Origin of the sequence: Trichocoleus sp. FACHB-40 (assembly GCF_014695915.1) — a bacterium.
In the GTDB taxonomy this organism is placed as follows: Bacteria; Cyanobacteriota; Cyanobacteriia; order Cyanobacteriales; family FACHB-T130; genus Funiculus; species Funiculus sociatus.
On record NZ_JACJPF010000031.1, the window covers coordinates 97,711 to 113,997 of the forward strand.

The 16,287-nt window shown below is 45.3% G+C and carries 11 protein-coding genes; 7 read left to right on the forward strand and 4 right to left on the reverse strand.

Annotated elements, in window-relative coordinates; all coding sequences use genetic code 11:
* Nucleotides 1-145 precede the first annotated feature (145 nt).
* Nucleotides 146-2,962, forward strand: coding sequence for a preprotein translocase subunit SecA (secA, locus tag H6F63_RS03250; protein ID WP_190634834.1), 2,817 nt, complete (start codon nucleotides 146-148; stop codon nucleotides 2,960-2,962).
* A gap of 93 nt (nucleotides 2,963-3,055) precedes the next feature.
* Here the strand turns inward: secA and H6F63_RS03255 are convergent, their stop codons facing one another.
* Nucleotides 3,056-6,037: a GAF domain-containing protein gene (locus tag H6F63_RS03255; protein WP_190634836.1), complete on the reverse strand. Its 2,982-nt coding sequence runs from the start codon at nucleotides 6,035-6,037 to the stop codon at nucleotides 3,056-3,058.
* 253 nt (nucleotides 6,038-6,290) lie between these two features.
* Here H6F63_RS03255 and H6F63_RS03260 point away from each other — a divergent pair, with 253 nt between their 5' ends.
* The gene (locus H6F63_RS03260) at nucleotides 6,291-7,445 is read left to right on the forward strand and encodes a quinone-dependent dihydroorotate dehydrogenase (RefSeq protein WP_190634838.1); all 1,155 of its coding nucleotides are present in this window, start codon (nucleotides 6,291-6,293) and stop codon (nucleotides 7,443-7,445) included.
* Nucleotides 7,446-7,682: 237 nt separating this feature from the next.
* Here the strand turns inward: H6F63_RS03260 and H6F63_RS03265 are convergent, their stop codons facing one another.
* Nucleotides 7,683-8,858 carry a PAS domain S-box protein gene (locus H6F63_RS03265; RefSeq protein WP_190634840.1) on the reverse strand — a complete coding sequence of 392 codons (1,176 nt, stop codon included), beginning with the start codon at nucleotides 8,856-8,858 and terminating at the stop codon, nucleotides 7,683-7,685.
* 775 nt (nucleotides 8,859-9,633) lie between these two features.
* Between H6F63_RS03265 and H6F63_RS03270 the strand changes: the two genes are divergently transcribed.
* Complete coding sequence (locus tag H6F63_RS03270) at nucleotides 9,634-9,897, forward strand: DUF1816 domain-containing protein (RefSeq protein ID WP_190634842.1); 264 nt, start codon at nucleotides 9,634-9,636, stop codon at nucleotides 9,895-9,897.
* Nucleotides 9,898-9,929: 32 nt separating this feature from the next.
* Here H6F63_RS03270 and cobO read toward each other — a convergent pair whose 3' ends face one another.
* Complete coding sequence (gene cobO / locus H6F63_RS03275) at nucleotides 9,930-10,604, reverse strand: cob(I)yrinic acid a,c-diamide adenosyltransferase (protein ID WP_190634845.1); 675 nt, start codon at nucleotides 10,602-10,604, stop codon at nucleotides 9,930-9,932.
* A 407-nt stretch (nucleotides 10,605-11,011) separates the two neighbouring features.
* Here cobO and H6F63_RS03280 point away from each other — a divergent pair, with 407 nt between their 5' ends.
* Together H6F63_RS03280 and H6F63_RS03285 are read left to right on the forward strand one after the other, a co-directional pair.
* Entirely contained in the window at nucleotides 11,012-12,643 is a 1,632-nt protein-coding gene (locus H6F63_RS03280; protein ID WP_199297607.1) for an ATP-binding protein, read from the forward strand.
* A gap of 97 nt (nucleotides 12,644-12,740) precedes the next feature.
* Nucleotides 12,741-13,838 (forward strand): response regulator, encoded by a 1,098-nt coding sequence (locus H6F63_RS03285; RefSeq protein ID WP_190420867.1) that lies wholly within the window; start codon nucleotides 12,741-12,743, stop codon nucleotides 13,836-13,838.
* Between the two features lie 34 nt (nucleotides 13,839-13,872).
* On the opposite strand, the gene H6F63_RS03290 is transcribed toward H6F63_RS03285, so the two are convergent.
* Nucleotides 13,873-14,178, reverse strand: coding sequence for a hypothetical protein (locus tag H6F63_RS03290; protein WP_190420869.1), 306 nt, complete (start codon nucleotides 14,176-14,178; stop codon nucleotides 13,873-13,875).
* A 271-nt stretch (nucleotides 14,179-14,449) separates the two neighbouring features.
* On the opposite strand from H6F63_RS03290, the gene H6F63_RS03295 reads away from it, so the two are divergent.
* Nucleotides 14,450-14,977 carry an O-acetyl-ADP-ribose deacetylase gene (locus tag H6F63_RS03295; protein WP_190634893.1) on the forward strand — a complete coding sequence of 176 codons (528 nt, stop codon included), beginning with the start codon at nucleotides 14,450-14,452 and terminating at the stop codon, nucleotides 14,975-14,977.
* A gap of 105 nt (nucleotides 14,978-15,082) precedes the next feature.
* Entirely contained in the window at nucleotides 15,083-16,276 is a 1,194-nt protein-coding gene (gene speY, locus H6F63_RS03300) for a deoxyhypusine synthase (RefSeq protein WP_190634848.1), read from the forward strand.
* Nucleotides 16,277-16,287 lie beyond the last annotated feature (11 nt).

Consider the following 16,287-nt stretch of genomic DNA (forward strand, 5'->3'; position numbering starts at 1 on the left):
GGGAAGCCCGTACCGTTTCAGCCTGAACGAAAATGATACGATAATTTTAGGTTTTAGATTTTAATCCAAAATCTAAAATCATCGCCAGCGGAGAAACTCCTTCGCCCCGCAAAATCTAAAATTCTTAAGTTCTCTCTATCCTGCTATGTTTAAAAAAATACTGGGCGATCCTAACGCACGCAAGCTAAAAAAATTTCAACCTTACGTTGTAGACGTTAACCTTTTCGAGGAAGAAATCCAGGCGCTCTCGGACGAGCAACTAACAGGTAAAACGGCGGAATTTAAACAGCGCTTAGCAAAAGTTAAAACATCGCGGGAACGCGAAGAAGTGTTAGATGAACTGCTCCCCGAAGCCTTTGCTGTAGTCCGGGAAGCTGGTAAAAGAGTTTTGGGAATGCGCCACTTTGATGTCCAGATGCTGGGTGGCATAGTTCTGCACAAAGGTCAAATTGCCGAGATGAAGACAGGGGAAGGAAAAACCCTGGTGTCTACTCTGCCTGCTTACCTAAATGCACTCACGGGCAGAGGGGTTCACGTAGTCACGGTTAACGATTATCTGGCAAGGCGCGACGCTGAGTGGATGGGCCAGATACATCGATTTTTGGGCTTGAGTGTAGGGCTGATTCAATCTGGAATGGGGCCACAGGAACGCCAGAAAAACTACGCCTGCGATATTACTTACGCGACGAACAGCGAACTGGGCTTTGACTACCTGCGCGACAACATGGCAACCTCAATGGTTGATGTGGTACAGCGTCCGCCAAATTATTGCATCATTGACGAGGTAGACTCGGTATTGATTGACGAGGCACGGACACCACTGATTATTTCGGGACAGGTAGAACGCCCCACAGAGAAGTATATGCAGGCGGCTGCGATCGCAGCTGCTCTGGAAAAGGAAGTGGAAACTGACGGCTCAAAGGTTGGGCATTACGAGGTAGACGAAAAAGCCCGTAACGTACTGATGACCGATGAAGGGTTTGCTAGAGCAGAACAGTTGCTGGAAGTCAAGGATTTGTACGACCCGAACGACCCTTGGGCGCACTACATCTTTAATGCAATTAAAGCCAAGGAGTTGTTTAAAAAGGATGTAAACTATATCGTCCGCGACAATGAAGTAGTGATTGTGGACGAGTTTACAGGTCGCGTGTTGCCCGGTCGTCGTTGGAGTGATGGATTACACCAGGCGATTGAAGCAAAAGAGCGGGTGGAAATTCAGAATGAGACGCAAACGCTGGCGACAATTACCTATCAGAATTTCTTCTTGCTGTATGACAAGCTAGCCGGGATGACCGGAACGGCGAAAACTGAGGAAGCTGAGTTTGAAAAAATTTACAAGCTGGAAGTAACTCAAATTCCCACCAATAGAGCTCCCGGACGGCGGGATATGCCAGATGTGGTCTACAAGGCAGAGGTAGGAAAATGGCGCGCGATCGCTGAAGAATGTGCCGAACTGCACAAACTTGGACGGCCAATTTTGGTGGGAACGACCAGCGTAGAAAAGTCGGAATTGCTATCAACTTTGCTTAGCGAACTAGAGGTTCCCCACAACCTGCTGAATGCAAAACCGGAAAATGTAGAGCGAGAGTCGGAAATCGTCGCTCAAGCGGGACGCAAAGGCAAGGTGACGATCGCAACAAACATGGCGGGACGCGGAACCGACATCATTCTCGGCGGTAATTCCGATTACATGGCACGTCTGAAGCTGCGAGAATATTTTATGCCCAAGATTGTGCAGCCGTCAGAAGAAGATAGTTTTGCCTTAAGCTCTGTTCCAGGGGCTTCTGGACGTGCGCCTGCACAGGGATTTGTTCCGGGTAAGAAGGTGAAAACTTGGAAAGTTAGCCCGCAAATCTTCCCGACGCAGTTATCGCGGGAGACAGAACAAAAGCTGAAAAGTGCGGTAGATTTTGCCGTGCAACAGTATGGCGAACGGAGTTTGGCAGAATTGGAGGCGGAGGATAAGATAGCCGTTGCTTCCGAAAAGGCACCGACTGACGATCCAGTAATCCAAAAGCTGCGCGAGGTTTACAACTTAATTCGCAAAGAGTACGACACCCTTACCGAATCAGAACATGAAGAGGTGATAAAACTTGGCGGTTTGCACGTCATCGGGACAGAACGCCACGAATCGCGTCGGATTGACAACCAATTGCGCGGTCGGGCGGGTCGTCAGGGCGACCCAGGCTCAACGAAGTTTTTCTTGAGTTTGGAAGACAACCTGCTGAGGATTTTTGGTGGCGATCGCGTGGCAGGATTAATGGATCGGTTGCGCGTAGATGAAGATATGCCTATCGAATCCGGAATGCTAACGCGCAGTCTGGAAGGGGCGCAGAAAAAAGTCGAAACCTACTACTACGACATCCGGAAGCAGGTTTTTGAGTACGACGAGGTGATGAATAACCAGCGTCGCGCTATCTACGCCGAACGTCGTCGCGTCTTGGAAGGTCTGGATTTGAAAGAACAGGTGATCCAGTATGCTGAGCGCACAATGGATGACATTGTGGATGCCTACGTCAACCCGGAATTGCCTTCGGAAGAGTGGGATTTAAACAGTCTGGTAGCAAAAGTTAAGGAATTTGTCAATCTTTTGGCAGACCTGGAGCCATCTCATCTAGATGATATGGGTGTAGGGGAAATCAAAACTTTCTTGCATGAAGAAGTGCGAAAAGCCTACGATCTCAAGGAATCGAATGTAGATCAAATTCAGCCGGGTTTAATGCGACAGGCGGAGCGGTTCTTTATTTTGCAACAGATTGATACCCTCTGGCGGGAACACTTGCAAGGAATGGATGCTCTCCGAGAATCTGTAGGTTTACGCGGCTACGGGCAAAAAGACCCCCTGATTGAGTACAAGCAGGAAGGGTATGAAATGTTCTTGGACATGATGACGGATATCCGCAGAAATGTGGTATATTCACTCTTCCAGTTCCAACCCCAAGCTCAGCCGCAAGCAGTTTAAATATAGCGGTTCTCAATCAGAAAGTCGGAACCAGTGAACCCCACGCGAACAGCCAACCGGAGTTGGGAGTGGGGTTCTCTTATTAATCGGTAATTAGACGGATTTGATAGTCGTTGGCAGTAACAAGCGGGTTAAGTAGCGGTTTCCTTCCATTTGGTAGAATTGGAGGTTGCCGCCAAAGGAACGGACAAAGCGTTGGCAAATTTTTAGAGCAGGTAATTTTGGCGCTGCGAGTACCTTAAAGTTAAAGGTTTCGGAATTGGTAATTAATAATTCTAGTAGAGGCGGGGTGAGGCTACCCGGTCGAGCCGCATGACCAGAGGTATCAGACGATGGGAAAAGACTTTGCTCGTTGGCACTTTTAACTTCAGTCTTGATATTTATCCGGCTACCAACTGGGGCCAGACGACCCGCGACGCTGAGAATTTCGCAGAGGACACATTCGAGTTTGAGTGGGTCAGCATAAACGTCCTGGTTGCTACTAGCACCCCCGGAACGCACTTGGAGTTGTCGTTCATGATACAGGGGTGCTAAGAGCAAAAGCGATCGCTTCAACACACTTGTTAGCGTCACCCTCGTCAGATGTTGTTGCAGCTGCCACTGCTCCTCTTGCAGGAGTGGCGTGAATTCTGTCAGGATATTCTCTAATTCCCGCAGCAGTTGCGTCGAGTGCATCCGTACTAAAGACTTATCTAGCTGATTCCCCTTAGCGGGTGATTCTAGTTCATTTAGCCGGTTGATGCGGTCAGTGGTAGCCTGATGCAGGCTTTCCAAACAGCGATGTTTATACCAGTTGAGCTGTTCTAAGTTTCTTACCTCTTGGTGTAGAGTTGCACTCAACAAGTTATAGCGGCGAATTCGGGCGAACTGTCGCACCAGAGTTTCTAAAACTGGTAGTAAGTGCTTAGACCACTCGCGCCCCCGATCGTCTGCAAGTATGATGAAACCAGCCAATTTGGGATTTTGGATCTTCGATTTTGGATTAGAATCGTCTTCCGACAATCCAAAATCTAAATTCGGTTGCTTTGCAAAATCCGGCAGAGCCATAATTAACAGACAGCCGATGCCGGGACTACTCAGCCATTGCCGAGAAGAAGCTGGGATTTGGGTGCCGCGTTTTTCGACAAGACCATCCGTAGCTAAGGCTTCCTGAATTAGGAGATCCGTTGGTGGTACAGACAGTCCTGGGGAAAGGGCAAAACGAGGATTAGCCATTACCGCCGCCGCGACCTTCCCGGTTTTGTGGCGTTCCGTTGTGCCTTCCCAGTCCAGAAGCATAGCTAAGGGACATTCCAGCATCTCAGAGAGGAATTGTACCAAGGCGCGATCGCTTTGTGCTTGGTCTGACGATGCCGACAAAAGCATTTGCAAACCGTTGTGGAGGTGAAGTTGCGCTGACTCTGAGAGTTTGGTGAGGGTTCTCAGGTTGAAGGTGCGTACTGCCACACTTAACTGTTGGCTGACGATGCCTACTAAGGATCGCTCAGTTTGACTCCAAGTTCGGGGGGTGCTGTGGCAAATAACTAGAAAACAGGAAAAAGAAGTATCCGCATCTTGCACAATAGGGCATATTAAAAGCGATCGCACGCCCACAACCCCCAAGCTTTCCTTCCAGCTTAAAAGTCGCTGGTCTTGTTCCCAATCTTCTATCGCCACTACAGATGACTCGCTTTGCTCAAATAACTGCTGCTGGGCATCTGTAAGGCGGATTAAGCCTGTCGTCAACGGTCTTCTGTTAAGCGGCTGGCGCTGGTAAACAATCGTGTAGGGACTTGATGATTGGGGATTTGAAGATGGGGCGGCTTGAGGAAAGCTTTCTTCTCCTTCTTGGTTCCCAGCCCCCAGTCGCCAGTCGCCAGTCTCCAATCCCTGCACTATCAAAAAACGTTCCACACCCAATCGGTTCAGCAGCAACTGAGCGCACTGATCCAAGGCTTTATCCGCATCAGTATTATCTGCGATCGCGCGGGCGCACTCAGCAACCAGTTGGGCATCCTGTTGAGTTGAGGCCAGTGTTGTTTCTATCTCCTCACTGCCCGCTCCCAGGGCGATCAGCTGGGCAGCAGCGCGGATATAGTTTTTTTCCGCCTCTTCCCAAATCCGGGCTTCATTGCCTTCTACAGCCAGAAATCCCACCAGTTCTTGCTGCACCAAAATTGGCGCTGCCAGTAAAGACCTTGCCCGCAGTCTAGAAAGCAACTGCCCTGTCACTTCCGCTTTCAGAGGGCTTCTGCCAGCACCAATCGCAATTAACCTATTTTCATTCAGAGCTTGATAAAATTCGCTAACTTCTTGTAAAGTGATGCCAGCAGCAGCACTGGTTAACGGGTTTGTTAGTCCCTTAGAGGTGTGGCGATTGCCCACCCGGTGCCAAAAATAGCGTCTCTCTGGCGAATACCAATAGATGCTGGTGCGCGTTGGTGCAACGAATTGCTGAGTCATGGCTACCACCGCTTCCAAGCGTTGCTGCATCGTGGGAAACCGCGCCATTTGGTCTATCACTTGGAACAGCGGTTGGTCGGGGCGCTTGGTAGAGGAATGCTGCCAATCTAGTTCTATCTGATAAAGTGCAGTAGCTAATCCTCCGAACAACAGTGACATCTGGGCTTTTTCACCGGCGCTTTGAGAACCACCCCATACGTGTGACCCCAGCAGTACAACGCCATAACAACGGTCTTTGCAGCGCAAGGGGAAAAAAAGCGCTCCCTGAACCCCAAATTCTTGCGCCGCCCGCCGCCATTCTCCAGCCCGTACTTCTTCGCTCAAATTCGGCACACTCACTGGTCGCTGCTGGATCACTACCTGTTCTAAAAGGTCGCCTGGGGTGAGGGTAAACTTATTTTTCAGAAATTTGGTGTCGCCAGTAGGGGTAATGCCTCCTTTGCCAAACAAACGGTGATCTAATTTATCGTAAAGACTAATCCAAATTAGACGATATTCAAACTCTGAGACAAGATAGTTCAGGGTGGTTTCGATGAGAACGTCAACATTCTCCTCTTCCCGCAGGGTCTGAAGAACGCGCCCCAAGGCAACGATTTGATTTTCGTAGTCTGCTGGACTTTGCTGATGACCCATGTTATTTAACTACGATGCTGCCTTTATACCATTTTGGGTACAAAAATTTTGGATTTTGAATTGTAGAGACGTGATATATGGCATCTCTACGAGTAGTTCGTTTCAGAAATTAAAGTATTGTAGGCATAATATCAAGTGGTATTAATGAATTAAAATTTTAAAATAAGAGATAAATTCGGTTATTATCCATTTTTAATTAGCATTTTTAAGGTTTAATTTTTTTGACCAGTAACCAGCTTTTGGATTAAAGAAAGTGGATATATATCAAGCCGCTATTCGTCCGGTTTTATTTTCTGGGTTGAAAGCCGATCCAGAATGGCTGCATCAGCAAACTTTACAGATGTTTAGTGCCTTAACGCGATCGCATCGCCCTCCTAGTAGTTGGATTCTCTCTCAATTCCAGCAAACCTACTGTCTCCAAGATTCTCGCCTTGAGCAAACTCTCTTTGGGCTAAAATTCCCTAATCCAGTCGGTTTGGCAGCTGGATTTGATAAAGATGGCGTTGCTGCTAAGATTTGGCAGCATCTCGGCTTTGGCTTTGCGGAACTCGGCACTGTGACGTTGCACTCGCAACCGGGAAACCCGCGTCCTCGCCTGTTTCGCTTGGCCGAGGACAAAGCCGCCCTCAACCGGATGGGATTTAATAATCAAGGAGCAGCTGCGATGGCAGCTAGGCTAGAAGCTCTTGGTCATTCCAATTCCCAATTCCCCATTCCCCTTGGCATTAATCTAGGTAAATCTAAGATAACGCCATTAGAGTCTGCTGCGGCTGATTATCTTGGTAGTTTTCGACTCTTGAAGGATTGCGGCGATTACTTTGTAGTTAACGTAAGTTCTCCGAATACTCCAGGTTTACGAAGTCTCCAATCAAAAGAGCAGCTGAGTCTGATTTTGGATGCCCTGCAACAAGAAAATCAGGGAGAAAAACCTATATTAGTGAAGATTGCACCAGATTTGGAATGGGAAGCGATCGCTTCGGTCATCGAACTAGCTCAAAACTACCATTTGGCGGGGATTATTGCCACTAACACTACCATCAGTCGGGATAATCTCAAAACCCAAACAGTTACCTCGACAGGTAAACCAGTTAGTGAAGAAGCTGGCGGTATCAGCGGCGCACCAGTGAAACAGCGTTCTACTCAGGTGATTCGCTTTATCTATCAGGAAACCAAAGGCAAATTACCTATTATCGGTGTCGGTGGCATTTTTACCGCCCAAGACGCTTGGGAGAAAATCGTCGCAGGTGCTAGTCTGCTGCAAGTTTACACTGGCTGGATTTACGAAGGCCCTTGGATGGTGCGTCGCATTCTGGAAGGACTACGGCAAAAATTAGAACAGCAAGAATTAGCTTCTTTCTCTGACGCTATTGGCATTGAAAATCAGCAGTCATATAGCAATCCTAAATGATTCATGAAACCCTGTAGGGACACGGCAGTGCCGTGTCCCTACACTAGGGCGAATACTCGTTCACAACTTAAATAGGATTGTTATAGGTTGGTTAAGCGACGCGCACACCCCTAACCTACGCTTATTGACAACTGACTTCAGCCTGCGCTTCCTGTATATCCACTTGAACTGGTTTCAAGGGGTTTGAGCTTTGAGAGGTGAAATAAATTTCATGGCTCTTAAGTCAGTGCTATTCGACTAAGAATTTATGTTTACCAAAATAATGTGATACTTGGAGTCAAAAACAATCTTTTCTTCTTGCTGTAACTTTCCAAGCAAGCGCGTGATTGTCACTCTAGTAACACCGCAGGCGTTGGCAAGGTCTTGATGAGTCAGGCGAACACTCAGACGAGTTCCTTGCGCTACGGGTTCGCCAATTTCCTGTTTCAGCAGCAACAATAAATTCTGTAAGCGGTCTTGCAATCTTCGTTGTCCAGAAATAGCTAAAAGTGATTCTGTCTGCTGTAGCCGTCGATTAATTTTTGGTAAAATGCTCTGGGCTAGAGTTGGGGAGGCTGCTATTTCTGCTAAAGAAATCGTAACTAATTCCACGTCCGATAGAGCTGTAGCTTGATAAGTGTGTAGAGTAGTCAAACAAGAACCAAAAAGCATTGAGGGGCCAGCTAATCCTACAAGCACCTCTTCGCAATTTTCACCCATCGTAGTCAACCTTACTAAACCCTGACAAACTAGCCAAAGCTTTTGAGGGTCGAGGGGGACGATTTCCCCTCTAGAATAACGATGCACGACGCGATCGCTTTTGTTGTCGTAGTCATCCTTTCTTAGTACGCCATTCGCCCGTTTGGTGGCAGTGATATCCCGAATCATCCAGCGCACTGTGACTGGATTGCCTTTTTTATTGGAACTCAGAGCCACTGTCACAGCCGCATCAAAAATCTCTTTATGGCGCGGCTGTATGCGTACTTCCCATTCACGCACTTGCTGCGGCTCGGACAGTTTGTTGAGTTGATGACGGAAGTCTCGGCGCTCTTGTTGAGTGATGAAAACAGTCAGGGGTTTGCCTACCAGAAACTCGTGAGACACGTTGAGCAGCGCCGCAGCAGCGCGGTTGGCTTCTCTAATTGTTCCTTCTGCATCAGTTATTAAGTAAGCCTGCGGTGCGAACTCGAACAGTTCCTGGTAACGCTGGCGTTCCGCTTCTAACTCCTGGTGTACGCCTGCCAGTTCCTCATTCTGCTGGCGTAGTGTCTCTACAGCTACTTGCAGCTCTTCTGACGCGATGCCTAACTCTTTGAATGCCGTCGGCAATAGGTCTGTTTGACGCAACGGTTCCAATGCGATCGCGCCTTCATACAGATCAGCTAGACGCAAGTGTATCTCTTCTATCTGCTGGCTAAATATGTTTACATTCATCTCAGTTTTCCTATGTTTGCTGGTTTTTAATACGGAGGAATAGAGGCTACTCATACTTTTACCTTAAATTCTTCACTTCTTCTAGCAACTTTTTTTACTGCCTATCACCTTCCTAAAGACGCATTCTTAACTTTTTATTTAATCCTCTATCTTTAAAAATGTTACAATTCATCCTGATTTTCATTTTTTATAGATTTTCTGAATTTAAAATTACTCTATTTTTATACTATTACATAAATTTGTAATAAAAATTGGTGTTTTAGAACTTTACCAAACATTGACACAGGTCTAATGCCTAACCTTCGCGTTGTTCTACCCATCCTACAGATAATTTTTCCCGTCTAATCAGTAACAGATATAACAATTAAAACCATAACAGTTTGAATTTACTTGGTACTTTCAAATGGGTAGCTATTGGCTATTTCTTAGGGCTGATATTATTACTGTTACTATCTACAATTATTTTAAACTTTTTGCAGATGGCGAATATTATTGATGATAATAAGCAGCGAATTTAACTAGGCTATCTGAGCGATCGCATAACAGCACTCTACCCAGAATTGCCCTAATTGAGAGCTTTATAAAGAAAGCCAGGGGAATCTGATCTGTGGCATCACAAAGAAAATTAGTATTAAACTAAGACAGAATCAGAAAACCGCACCGCTTAACCTGCGTAAATGTATCCATATGGCCAGAATTGCGATCGCTTCATCCGGATAATCTCCTTGTGTCCCGCTAGTTTATCCAGTACATAATCGTTTTATCATCACTTTTTATGGCATTTCTCAACATAGTCAGAGAAGTCTTGACAGGTTTCGTTCAAGGGTTTCGTATGGCTTGGTGGGTAGAAATTGCTACTACCGAGCCTCGCTGCATCTACTATTTTGGCCCTTTCGATAACTCTGCCCAAGCAGCGGCAGCCTGCCCCGGATATCTTGAAGATATTTACAAGGAGAAAGCTCAGGGAATCAAAGTTAAGATCAAACGCTGTAAACCAGAGGCGTTGACGATATGTGATGAAGAAAATGATAAGTTATGAGTTATTAATTGAAAACTCATAACTCATAACTTTTAAAACTCGATTCCCGGTTGCGCCTTAACACCCTGTTCCCGAAACGGATGCTTAACGAGAGTCATTTCAGTTACTAAGTCAGCTCGCTCAATTAGGGCAGCTGGCGCGCCTCTGCCTGTGAGAATAACATGAGACTGGGTTGGCTTCTCTTCCAACCCCGCTAGCACTTCCTCCACACTCAAGAAGCCGAGTTTCAGCGCCACATTAATTTCATCTAACAACACTAACTTAAAGTCAGGGTTGCGGATAAAGTTTAATCCAGTTTCCCAAGCACCGTGCGCTTTCTGAATATCTCGCTCTTTGTCTTGGGTTTCCCAGGTGAAGCCTTCCCCCATTGCATGGAACTCTAGCTGATCTGAATAGCGACTAAACACAGCCTTCTCTGCGGGTTCCCAGGCTCCTTTGATAAATTGTACAATCGCTACCCGATAGCCATGACCTAGCGATCGCAACACCATCCCCAAAGCAGCAGTAGTTTTCCCCTTACCATTCCCCGTATTGACGATTATTAAGCCTTTTTCCTGCGAGGCTTTCGCCACCCGTTGATCTTGAACTTCTTTGCGCCGCTGCATTTTCCGCTGATACTGCTCTTGAGTTAGCGATGATGCTGTACTTTCCGGCGAGTCATCAACTTCTAAGTTTTCATTCAAGTCAGTCTGGCTATCAGTTTTCATAAAACTTTTACAGAAACAACTATTACATCTTTTAAAATTTACCTTAGTTTAGCAGCTTTGTTAAAACAAAATTTATATAAACTATCTACTCTTTATGAAAACATTACTATTTTTTGATTAATTACTACTTACAATAAATTAATAAAAATTGTTTTTATTACCATAAAGTTATCAGGCTAAGCAGGATACAGCTAAAGGAAACATTATGCTTAATGGTAACTTCTCTAGTCGGATTCTCTGAAATTCACTCAACAAATCATGAAAATCTTTCTCCTCGAAGCTTATATCATTAATCTGTGCTTCCCTTATGAGGGGTGTTACCCCTCTTCGATAACCTTTAACTTAAGCTGAACTGATATCGGCTTAATTTAATTGAAGTGCATACCCGTATGATTTTAAGTTTGCCAATGAAATCTGAACAAAGCGCAAAAAAACTTAATCTAGAATCAACATTACAAGGATTAAACCTCTACGAAGCTTGTATCGAGTGTGATTGCACCACAGAAGACGTTATCAAGCTATTTGAGGAAAATCCGCTGCTACCGGGTTTAATTGTAATGGAGCGAAATCAGCTTATTGGCATGATTTCCCGACGACGCTTTTTTGAATACATCAGCCGTCGGTACAGCTTGGAATTGGTTGCCAAACGGCCTTTGCGTGAAATTCCAGCTTTGCCTTTTAGCGAATCGCTTTATCAAAGCCATACCCAAATTTTAGTTTTTCCCTCCTACTCTTCGATTACAGCAGCAGTGCGGGAATCTTTGAGGCGATCGCCTGAATTAATTTATGAACCAATTATTGTACAAACCGCACCAGGTGTCTATAAACTATTGGATGTACATCAACTTTTGATGGCACAGTCAGAGTTGCATGAGATAACAATGGCAGCTTATAAGCAGATGGGAATAGCGCTGCAAGAAGCAAAAAACCAACTTTTAGCTGTTTTAGATGCCGTACCAGGATTTGTTTCTTGGATTAGTTCAGATTTACACTATTTGGGAGTCAACCAGCATTTAGCCGAATCATTTAACTTATCCCCAGAAGAATTTATCGGTCAGAAAGTTGGATGTTTTGACAGCCGCAACCACTTTACTGAATTGATAGAAGATTTTTTTAAATCTCCAGCCCAAACTACTTGCCAAGAAGCGATCGCACAAATTAATGGCAGCACTCGGAATTATCTAATTGTAGCTCAAAAGTATAATCACAACCAAGCTGCTGTTACAGTAGGCATTGATATTACCCAACGTAAAATATTAGAAGAAGAACTGCGGGCATCTCTAGAGCGGGAAAAAGAACTTGGCAAACTCAAATCTCGCTTTATTTCTATGACTTCCCATGAATTCCGTACTCCCCTTAGTACCATCCTCTCTTCTGCCGAATTATTAGAACATTACAGCCACAAATGGACTGAAGAGAAAAAAATCGTCCACTACGATCGCATTCAATCATCTGTTAATCGCATGATTAGACTGCTAGATGATGTGCTAACTATTGGGAAAGCTGAAACAGGAAGTTTATATTTCAAACCTTCGCCTGTGAATCTAGAACAATTTTGTTTAGAATTAGTAAGAGAGTTACAGCCAACCGAAGGTAATCAGCACGGGATTAAGTTTATTAATCGCTGCCAACATACCTATTATTACCTTGATGAGAAGCTACTGCGCCATATCCTTACAAATTTGCTTTCAAACGCTATAAAATATTCGCAGGAAGGTAGCGAGGTTAAATTAGTAATCTTCCATAAAAAAGGAAGAATAATCTTTCAAATTGAAGATAAAGGCATTGGTATTCCAGAGCAAGATCGCCAGTGCCTGTTTGAGTCATTCCATCGAGCCGCAAATGTTGGCAACATCCCCGGAACTGGACTTGGATTGGCAATTGTTAAAAAATGTGTTGAGCTGCACTCTGGAGAGATTACCGTAGACAGTCAACTGGGAGTAGGCACTAACTTTACAGTCACGCTACCAGTTAGCAGTCGGCTTTCAGCTTTTGCGCGCAAGAGTAAGTTGTCACACTATGCTAAACACAAACATTGATTCCACAGCGAAAATCATCAAAGCTACTAAAGCAATTCTCATTCATTGTAAACTGTAGCGCAGGCATCACGACGACAGGCTCTGCGGCTGTTAGGTTATGACAAAAATTTTGGTAATTGAAGACGAGACATCAATCAGAGAGAACATTCTGGAGTTGTTGAAGGCAGAGGGTTACAACGCTCTTGCTGCGGAAAATGGTCAGATAGGGTTGCAGTTGGCTACTGAACAACTCCCAGATTTGATTATCTCGGATGCGCGAATGCCAAAACTTGATGGTTATGGTGTATTGACGGCGCTACGATCTAACGCTGTGACAGCGACAATTCCCTTCATTTTTCTCACAGCCAAAGCTGCTAAAACTGATTTGCGTCAAGGGATGGAATTGGGTGCAGACGACTACCTCGCCAAGCCGTTTACTAGAGGCGAGTTATTGAGAGCGATCGCTACACGTTTGGAAAAACAGGCAGCAGTTAACCGACAATCGCAACAGCAACTCAATAATTTACGTACCAATATCACCCTTACCCTTCCCCACGAACTTCATACACCCCTTAATGGAATCTTGTGCGGTTCGCAATTACTAATTGATGAAGCCAACGACCTAGAACCGCAAGAAATCCTAGAAATAGCAGGTGATATTCGTACCTCTGCGGAACGTTTATCTAAATTAGTTCAGAATTTTTTACTGTACGCTCAACTAGAACTAATTGGAACCGATCCAGAGCAAATAGAAGCGTTACGACAAAATAGCCGTACTGATTCCGCTAAAAACGCCATAATAGACGCAGCAACTCAAAAAGCTAAGCAAGCTGGTAGAGAAATGGATTTAGTATTAGACCTGCAAGATGCATCTGTCTCCATTTCTCAGAAAAAACTGCAAAAAATTGTTGAAGAACTGGTGGACAATGCCTGTAAGTTTTCCTCTCCCAGAAGTAAGATTCGCGTCGCTAGTAAGTATGAAAATAGCACTTTTGTGCTGTTTATAACTGACTACGGCAAGGGAATGACAGTAGAACAAATTGCGATGATGGGAGCTTATATGCGATTTGAGCGCAAACTTTCTTCGCAGCAAGGCCCCGGCTTAGGGCTGCTAATTGCTAAACACTTAATCGAACTGCACGGCGGAGAATTAGAAGTTGATAGTATTCCCCAGGAGAAAACTATCGTGCGCGTTGCTTTGCCAATAGCAAATTGAAAATGCTAACTTTTTAATTTACGAATTTCCGTCTTTAATTCTGATTCAACCAGGGAAACTGAGAAGCAACGTCATCAGGTTCTTCAATTATATCAGCCATATCCCCGTGGTAGTTCTTGTTAATGAAAGCAGCTTTGCTCTTCAAATGTTTAGGTACATAACAAAGGTTAACAGGGAGTCCGTGGAAAAGTAAAAATTCTGCCAGATGTTCGGGATGAATATATATACCCTCCTGATGCAGTCGCTGCAACATTTCCAAAAAAGTAGGCCAACGTTGATTGGTTTGAGGCTGAGGTGATGATGTAACGCTAGATGTATTAGAGGAAATATTGTTGGTCATAGTGTCTTGAGAGATACTTAATTTTTCTCCGGATTTAAGGCATGATAATTGCCTTTTCCTAGTCTACAAAATTTTTAGATTTAGCGAATTGCGGTGATCCCCATACTTATGCTAGATGCCATTTTCGTGAATCGCTGCTATGCCCTAAGCTGTCCTATGCCGTTTTTATGGTCTACACAACAATTGGAGTGTGGCAAATGCAACAAATAAGCTAAATCCAGGCAAAATTGAAATGTTAGCCCAATCATATAGCTTTAAATTTACAAATTCCATGAATTTAGGCAAAATAGCTGTCATTCAAGGTGATATTACCCAGCAAAAGGTAGATGCGATCGCTAATGCGGCGAATACCTCTTTACTAGGTGGCGGCGGTGTCGATGGGGCAATTCATCGAGCTGCTGGGCCAGAATTGTTGGTAGAATGTCGCCAGCTCAAGGGCTGCGCCACAGGTCAGGCAAAGATTACCAAGGGTTACAATCTTCCTGCTAAATGGGTAATTCATACAGTCGGCCCAATTTGGCAGGGAGGCAACTATCAGGAGGATGAGCTTTTAGCTAGTTGTTATCGCAGTTGTCTAACTATAGCAAAGCAATACGAGATACGCAGCATCGCTTTTCCTGCTATCAGCACGGGTGTCTATGGGTTTCCGATAGAACGCGCCGCCAGAATTGCTGTGAGTGAGGTAAAAAAGTTTCTGGAGGGGAATACCTCAGTCGAACAGGTGATTTTTGTATGCTTTGGGGAATCAGCCTACAATTCTTATCGTGCTGCTATCAATGAAATTTTACAGGCAGGATAGCGATCGCTTCTTCAATCGTCTTTACTGTTGCTACTCCAGCTGGGTATCTCCTCCACCATCGCTGGTTATATTGACAATGGCGTTCATTCTTTTGCGAGTATAAAAATGTCCAAATCGGGTAACAAAATCGCACCCGCCCCCATGCCAACGACGATTAACGTCGTGGATCTAGTTGATAATTACTTCAGTGCCTACAACTCCGCTCGTCTGCGGGAAATGTGCCACCTGTTGAGTCGCGAAGTTTTACAAGAAGGTGTCACAGTGGGAGTTAGCCTATCGGGTGCTATGACACCGACTGGGATGGGAGTAGGAATTTTGGCACCACTGATCCGCCACGGTTTTATTGACTGGATGATCAGCACGGGTGCCAATCTTTACCACGATATGCACTTTGGTTTGGGTTTTGACCTTTATACAGGTAATCCGTTTGTCGATGATGTGAAGCTGCGCGAGGAAGGCACCATTCGCATTTATGACATCGTTTTTGGCTACGACGTGTTGCTCGAAACCGATGCCTTCATCCGCAAGATTCTGCAAGCCGAACCGTTTCAGAAGCGGATGGGAACTGCTGAATTTCACCACTTGCTGGGCAAATATGTCTCGGAAGTAGAAAAGCAAGTTGGGGTAAAAAATTCCAGCTTGTTAGCAACTGCTTATGAGTGCGGCGTTCCCATTTATACTTCTTCCCCCGGAGATAGTTCGATTGGGATGAACGTCGCGGCTTTGTCGCTGGAAGGGTCAAAATTAGTAATAGATCCATCCATAGATGTGAACGAGACAGCTGCGATCGCATACTGCGCCCGTGAAAGTGGCAACCCAGATGTAGAAGGCAAAAGCGCTGCTGTCATCATTGGCGGCGGTAGCCCGAAAAACTTCCTGCTGCAAACCCAACCGCAACTTCACGAAGTCCTGGGATTAGAAGAACGAGGTCACGACTACTTCGTTCAAGTCACCGATGCTCGTCCAGATACAGGTGGTTTGTCTGGTGCTACGCCAAGCGAAGCGGTCAGTTGGGGCAAAATTGACCCGGAAGAGTTACCCAGCACAATTGTCTGTTACACCGACAGCACCATTGCCCTACCGATTATCACTGCTTATGTGATGAACCAGTGCCAGCCTCGCGCCTTGAAGCGGTTGTATGACAGGCGGGAAGAAATGTTGGATAAACTGCGTACAGATTATCTGGCGGCAAAAACCCAGCCAATTGAAGAAATCCCGGCTGCTGTTGCTGAGAGTGCTTCTGGTGAGCAGCCTGTAGCAACTTATCCCTGCGGCAGGGTGATTCCTAATACTCAGTAGTATTTCTCGTT

Coding starts and splice junctions, on each gene's coding strand:
- H6F63_RS03265 (WP_190634840.1), bottom strand. CDS start 8,858: ATGAATGTAAACATATTTAGCCAGCAGATAGAAGAGATACACTTGCGT.
- H6F63_RS03270 (WP_190634842.1), top strand. CDS start 9,634: ATGGCATTTCTCAACATAGTCAGAGAAGTCTTGACAGGTTTCGTTCAA.
- H6F63_RS03290 (WP_190420869.1), bottom strand. CDS start 14,178: ATGACCAACAATATTTCCTCTAATACATCTAGCGTTACATCATCACCT.
- cobO (WP_190634845.1), bottom strand. CDS start 10,604: ATGAAAACTGATAGCCAGACTGACTTGAATGAAAACTTAGAAGTTGAT.
- secA (WP_190634834.1), top strand. CDS start 146: ATGTTTAAAAAAATACTGGGCGATCCTAACGCACGCAAGCTAAAAAAA.
- H6F63_RS03280 (WP_199297607.1), top strand. CDS start 11,012: ATGAAATCTGAACAAAGCGCAAAAAAACTTAATCTAGAATCAACATTA.
- H6F63_RS03285 (WP_190420867.1), top strand. CDS start 12,741: ATGACAAAAATTTTGGTAATTGAAGACGAGACATCAATCAGAGAGAAC.
- H6F63_RS03295 (WP_190634893.1), top strand. CDS start 14,450: ATGAATTTAGGCAAAATAGCTGTCATTCAAGGTGATATTACCCAGCAA.
- H6F63_RS03255 (WP_190634836.1), bottom strand. CDS start 6,037: ATGGGTCATCAGCAAAGTCCAGCAGACTACGAAAATCAAATCGTTGCC.
- speY (WP_190634848.1), top strand. CDS start 15,083: ATGTCCAAATCGGGTAACAAAATCGCACCCGCCCCCATGCCAACGACG.